Origin of the sequence: Acinetobacter sp. UBA5984 (assembly GCF_002429925.1) — a bacterium.
Lineage (GTDB): Bacteria > Pseudomonadota > Gammaproteobacteria > Pseudomonadales > Moraxellaceae > Acinetobacter > Acinetobacter variabilis.
Genome location: NZ_DJBE01000069.1, coordinates 1 through 5,848, shown reverse-complemented (window position 1 = coordinate 5,848; position 5,848 = coordinate 1). Strand labels below are relative to the sequence as shown.

Here is a 5,848-nt window from a genome sequence, read left to right as displayed (position 1 = left end):
ACGTCAGAGATGTCAGAAGTCGAAAGACCAGCATCTTTAAGTGCAATACGGCAAGGCTCAATCGTACGCGCAACCAGGTCAGCAACCAAACCTTCAAGTTTTGCACGAGTAACGTTGATCACTAAGTGTTTAGGACCAGTCGCATCTGCAGTGATGTATGGAAGGTTGATTTCAGTTGCGTTAGAAGAAGAAAGCTCGATTTTTGCTTTTTCAGCAGCTTCTTTCAGACGTTGTAACGCAAGTGGATCGTTTTTCAGATTCACGTTTTGTTCTTTCTTGAACTCTTCAACCAGATAGTCGATCAANNACTTCAATTTGCTGGTCGCCATCAAGGTCAGCGATTTCGATGATGGATACGTCGAAAGTACCACCACCCAAGTCGTATACAGCAACTTTACGGTCACCTTCTTTCTTGTCCATACCGAACGCAAGAGCAGCAGCAGTTGGTTCGTTGATGATACGTTTGACTTCTAAGCCTGCAATTTTACCTGCATCTTTAGTTGCCTGACGTTGCGCATCATTGAAGTAAGCAGGAACAGTAATTACCGCTTCAGTCACTGTTTCACCCAGATAGTCTTCTGCAGTTTTCTTCATTTTTTTCAGAACTTCTGCAGAGATCTGTTGTGGTGCAAGTTTCTTGTCGTTTACTTCAACCCAAGCATCGCCATTGTCTGCTTTGATGATTTTGTATGGCACCAGACCGATATCTTTTTGTACTGCCTGGTCTTCATAACGACGACCGATCAGACGTTTAATCGCGAATAATGTGTTTTTAGGGTTCGTTACCGCTTGGCGTTTAGCTGATTGACCAACCAGAATTTCACCATCTTTGTACGCAATAATAGATGGAGTTGTACGTGCGCCTTCAGCGTTTTCGATAACTTTAACTTTGTCGCCTTCAAGTACTGCAACACATGAGTTTGTAGTACCTAAGTCAATACCAATGATTTTAGCCATTTGGATGTTTCCTCAAAAATTTTATTGTGCTTTACACTTGTTATCCGATATGAGAGCCGTTCAATTTTTTTCAAGTAAATTTTTAGAAAAAATTTCACAAACTCCCGAATTTATTTAGCTTAAGCGCCAACCATAACCATTGCAGGACGTAATAAACGCCCGTTCAGGGCATAGCCTTTTTGCAAGACTGTACCGATCTCATTGGCTTTGGCATCTGGTGCAATACCGACTGCCTGATGTAACTCGGCATTAAAACCATTCTCGGTATCAACTACGACCACACCAAATTTTTCTAATGTTGTCAGTAAACCTTTTAAGGTTAGTTCTACGCCTTCCCGTAACGGGCCTTGTTCTTCACCCGCAGCGAGAATTGCACGTTCCAGGTTATCTACAGTTTCTAACAGCTCTTTAGAGAACTTTTCCAAAACAGTATCTTTATGCTTTTCTGATTCGCGCTGAATGCGTTCTACACTTTTTTGTGCCTCATATACGGCATTTGCAGTACGTGCTTTTTCCAGTTTTAAATCGCTTTCAAGCTGTGCGATTTGTTCCTGTAAAGACTCAACGGTAACTTCAGCTTGTTCAGGTTCAGCTTGAGCTGTTTGTTGTTCCGTTTGCTCTTGCTCAAGTTCTTGAGCTTGATCGTTTTGCTCAGTCGCCATTGATTTACTCCGTTTAAATGGGTTCTTAAACATGTACAGTCCTTGGGCGTCAGAGTTAACTGCGTTAATACTGAACTGCCATGATTGAAATTTTTAATTATTTAAAGAAATCGGGGCAGGGGCAAAAAATTCAAGCACAAATACAGATTAATTTTAAGATTTATTTAGATTTAATGGCTTTCATAAAAGCAGCATCGTATTTTTAGATAGAAATAATAATTTTTATCTGTTTTAAATATTTTTAAGACCGGTGCATCATGGCGTCATTAACAGCGACCTTGTTTTGAGGAGAGAGCTGAACTAGGTTGCTGTTGCCTTATTTTTTAAGCTGTTTTTTCCAGTCGGATCCCTCACACAGGGTCCGGCTTTTTTTTGTCCAGATTATTTTTTAGACATAAAAGCGATTAATAACTAAGCAATAAAGTATTACAAAAAAAATGAGCAACGCTATATTATTCATTTCAGATTCTATCGCTGTAGTTTCTTCTCTTTTTTAGAAATGTGTTTTCGTGGCTTATCTTTTCTCTAGATAAGCCTTTTTTTTGCCTGAAATTTGCTACGGTTTTCGACTTATAAAATGGGATTATCTTCATCAAGACTATGCTGATTGAAAATATTTCTTCTATTCAAAGAAAATAGCTTGGATGAGATCAAAACCATAAAACTCAGTCCATAAAAAAGCCCTGATTTAAATCAGGGCTTCTCTGTTTATTTATATTCTGCCTAATCGTGGCGATTACGTGGTCGCTGCTGTTCCTGCTTACGTCGCTGATCATTCCAGCGTGGATTATTAGAGCGGTTTTGCTGAACCCGTTTACGCTGCTGTTCTGCCACTTTCTTACGTTGTTCCAGCTGCTGGCGACGTTTACGTTCGGCCTGCGCCTGTTTCTGACGCTGATTACTCAGATTTTTGCGTTGCTGTTCCAGACGTTGTCGTTCCAGTTGAGTTTTACGTCGGTCCAGTTCTATTTGCCGACGCCGTTCCTGTTCCCAGTTACGCTGCTGAATATTTTTGCGACGTTCCAGTTCCAGTCTTTTACGCTGCTGTTCGTATTCCCAGCGTTGCCGGTCATAGCGACGGTCTTGATCATAACGATAATCATAACCTCGATCGCGACGGTCATAACGTCCATCATAATAACCATCATCAGGAAAAGCCACACAGCCTACGGCTAAAAATGCAGTGGCTAAAGATACCGTTATTATTTTTATCGCCATAAGCTATCTCCTTTTATACAGACTTCTACATTAAAGTCGCAAAAGTGCTGTAAAAATCTCACTTAAACTCTCAATGACATCTGATTAAATTCAGGTTAGCGTATTTGGCAGATGATCTATGTACATTGATATTAAGTCTTATATAAGAATATGGTCACTAAAACCCTAATCATGTAGAAAAAATGAAGAATTATGGGAAAAGGATGAAAACTCATGGGTGCGAATAATCCGGTCACAAAATTTGTAATGGATAAGGGGCAGGGCACTGCAGCACGTTTGCTGGATTGCCTGCCGAGCTTTGCACAAGAACGTCTGGTAAAAGCATTGGATTATCCTTATGACTATCCTGATTTGGATCCTTATATAAAATGCTTGATGGCGACTCAGATCAAACAGGGACAGCACAGTTTTATTAGTGAAGATGCGGTGCAATCACGTCAACTGTTTGATGAACGCATGAAAGCTATTCAGGCAAAACCGACACCGGTCAAGGCAGTCGAGGATCTGCGTCTGCCATTGCAAAATGGCACTATCTTTGCCCGACATTATCATCCGGCACCACAGAAAAAATTGCCGATGGTCATTTTCTATCATGGCGGTGCATTTATAGTGGGCGGTCTGGATACACATGATGAGTTCTGCCGTTTATTGGCGGTGCATGCCAAGGTGCAAGTGCTCAGCGTGGCTTATCCGCTAACGCCAGAATACAGTCCTTTGCAGATGGTACAGGTCTGTGAAGATGCTCTGGCTTGGGTACATCAAAACATCAAGCAGCTGAAAATCTATAAAAACCAGATTGTAGTGGCAGGGGATAGTGCAGGTGGAAATCTGGCGGCAGTGGTTGCGCAGCGGAGTGCCAATAAAATCTATGCACCTCGCGCACAGTTATTGCTTTACCCGGCTGTCGATTTTAAAAGCCGCCATCCTTCTTTTTATGCCTATAATCAGGGCCTGGTACTTTCAGCTCAGGATATTGATCTGGTGACTAAGCTATATGCTGAAACACATCAAGTCGAACTGGATGATCCGCTGATTTCACCGACCTATGGTGAACTGAAGAATCTGTCACCTGCCTATGTGATTACCGCCCGTCATGATGTGCTGCATGATGAAGGTTCAATCTATGCTCTGAAGTTACGTGAGAATGGGGTGCGAGTGTATTATCAGGAATATACGGATCAGGCACACGGTTTTATCAATCTGACCCCAATTCATAAACGTTCGAAAAAGCAGGTCATTGAACTCAGCAAGAATTTCCGTAAATTCTTGGACAAAAAGATCTGATTCAAAAATAGATGTAATTAAGGTGTTTCACGTGAAACACCTTTTTTATTTTTTATGGATCTTGGCTTCTGGAAAGACTAAATTAAATTTAGGCACATAAAAGCTTTGTAAATATTTAGCTTTAGAAAAATCCGGGAATATATCCTGAGTATCTTGCCACTCTGCCTGAATAAGCTTGGATAAATAACCCCGAAATTGAGGGCTAAACTGATAATGCTGGGATTTCCAGGTTTGCCGGATTTTTAGCATGGAGCTTGGAAGATGATGACTATTTAAATAGAAAGAACGAGGAGATTTAGGTTTTTTAAGACTAAGCGTCATGCTTTGCACGATGAGTTATGCGACAAATCGTTTCCTGTCCTTGTTGTTGCCAATCAAACTCTGCATATTCTTTAGGAATGCCCCACAAGTGCTGACCATGCACAATAGATTCATGGGTAGAGACATAAATTTTCGGAATAGTCGAAAGACGCCGTCTGCTAATTAAAGGATGATCCATAATCAGCAATTCATCATAAGGACCCACAGGAGAATGATGATAGCGCACCAATAGAACCTGAACGACACGGCCGAGTGGAGATGGCGCAATCTGAAAACTCTGAAATTCACGAATAAAATGAGGGGTAATCCAGTAATTCAGAATAAAACCCTTCCCCTGCAAATGCCAAGGCTGAAATTGATGGACGCTTTTCTCCTGTAGTAATGCATGGCTCATTATTATTCTCTTGTCTTTAGTCGGCAGGTCACTGCATTATTAGTCATGAAAGATTAATATGTTGTGAATCCCAACCTTTCTTTATCAGTAGATGAGTTAAAAAATGTTAAAAAAATCATTATCTGCTATCGCGTTGATCGCATTTAGCTTCCCAAGTTTTGCTGCCAACACCCTGATCGAGATGAAGACCTCATTCGGTAATATCGAAATTGAACTCTTTAATGACAAAGCACCGATTACGGTGAAAAACTTTGAAGAATATGTCAAAAGCAACTTCTATACAGGAACCATCTTCCATCGGGTCATTCCAGGCTTCATGATTCAGGGCGGAGGCTTTGATCTCAACATGCAGGAAAAAGCCAATAATAAAGCTTCAATCAAGAATGAATCAGATAATGGTTTGCAAAACAAACGTGGCACTTTGGCTATGGCACGTACTAATGATCCTAATTCGGCTAAAGCGCAGTTCTTTATTAACCTGGTAGATAACAGTTTTCTGGACCGTTCACCAAGAAATGCCGGATATGCAGTGTTTGGCCGGGTTACTAAAGGTATGGAAGTAGTCGATAAGATCGCTCAAGTGCCTACTCAGAACTATGGTATGCATCAGGACGTTCCGAAAACAGCTGTAAAAATCAACAGTGTGACCATTAAAACACCAATCGTGAAAAAGTAAGTGAAAAATAAAACATAAATGTTTTGTTAGTATTTTATTTGGAATATTATGAACTTATGTAACAATTAGTAGAAAAATGAACCAATTTGGTGCATAAAAATGAAACAGTCATGATTGGTGTGCGTTAAAAGCACTTGCTTGTGTAAGAAATTGCCCTATAATGAGCTCATGCCGACGAGATAGACGGAAACGAACGAAGCGGATTGCTGAGTTGTTAAGTTTATCGAAGTCCAGCTTCTGGCATTGACGAGATGTTAGAAAGATCATTAAGAGATTATGAGGTACAACTTGTGTGGATTTTTAGTGGTTGATTGATCGAAATTATTTTCATTGATT

At 40.5% G+C, this 5,848-nt stretch carries 6 protein-coding genes and 1 pseudogene; 2 read left to right on the top strand and 5 right to left on the bottom strand.

The genetic code is table 11. The features are described 5' to 3' along the window. The 4 genes from B3J29_RS15460 to B3J29_RS11090 form a co-directional block, all read right to left on the bottom strand. A partial coding sequence (locus tag B3J29_RS15460; RefSeq protein ID WP_422652865.1) for an Hsp70 family protein occupies positions 1-329 on the bottom strand: 329 nt, incomplete at its 3' end. After that, entirely contained in the window at positions 286-957 is a 672-nt protein-coding gene (locus B3J29_RS11100; protein WP_422652864.1) for an Hsp70 family protein, read from the bottom strand. The genes B3J29_RS11100 and B3J29_RS15460, both read right to left, overlap by 44 nt. A 119-nt stretch (positions 958-1,076) precedes the next feature. Then, positions 1,077-1,619, bottom strand: a complete 543-nt coding sequence (gene grpE, locus B3J29_RS11095; protein ID WP_286965498.1) for a nucleotide exchange factor GrpE — start codon at positions 1,617-1,619, stop codon at positions 1,077-1,079. A gap of 723 nt (positions 1,620-2,342) precedes the next feature. After that, positions 2,343-2,837, bottom strand: a complete 495-nt coding sequence (locus tag B3J29_RS11090; protein ID WP_286965494.1) for a hypothetical protein — start codon at positions 2,835-2,837, stop codon at positions 2,343-2,345. A 213-nt stretch (positions 2,838-3,050) separates the two neighbouring features. Between B3J29_RS11090 and B3J29_RS11085 the strand changes: the two genes are divergently transcribed. Beyond that, positions 3,051-4,121 carry an alpha/beta hydrolase gene (locus tag B3J29_RS11085; RefSeq protein ID WP_004780375.1) on the top strand — a complete coding sequence of 357 codons (1,071 nt, stop codon included), beginning with the start codon at positions 3,051-3,053 and terminating at the stop codon, positions 4,119-4,121. Between the two features lie 45 nt (positions 4,122-4,166). Here B3J29_RS11085 and B3J29_RS11080 read toward each other — a convergent pair. Beyond that, positions 4,167-4,836, bottom strand: a pseudogene (locus B3J29_RS11080) (acetoacetate decarboxylase family protein). Positions 4,837-4,939: 103 nt separating this feature from the next. Between B3J29_RS11080 and B3J29_RS11075 the strand changes: the two are divergent. Continuing rightward, positions 4,940-5,512, top strand: coding sequence for a peptidylprolyl isomerase (locus B3J29_RS11075; RefSeq protein WP_286965491.1), 573 nt, complete (start codon positions 4,940-4,942; stop codon positions 5,510-5,512). Positions 5,513-5,848: the final 336 nt, after the last annotated feature.

Excerpts from the sequence above, each read along its gene's own strand:
- B3J29_RS11075 (WP_286965491.1), top strand. The coding sequence starts at position 4,940 with ATGTTAAAAAAATCATTATCTGCTATCGCGTTGATCGCATTTAGCTTC.
- B3J29_RS11085 (WP_004780375.1), top strand. The coding sequence starts at position 3,051 with ATGGGTGCGAATAATCCGGTCACAAAATTTGTAATGGATAAGGGGCAG.
- B3J29_RS11090 (WP_286965494.1), bottom strand. The coding sequence starts at position 2,837 with ATGGCGATAAAAATAATAACGGTATCTTTAGCCACTGCATTTTTAGCC.
- grpE (WP_286965498.1), bottom strand. The coding sequence starts at position 1,619 with ATGGCGACTGAGCAAAACGATCAAGCTCAAGAACTTGAGCAAGAGCAA.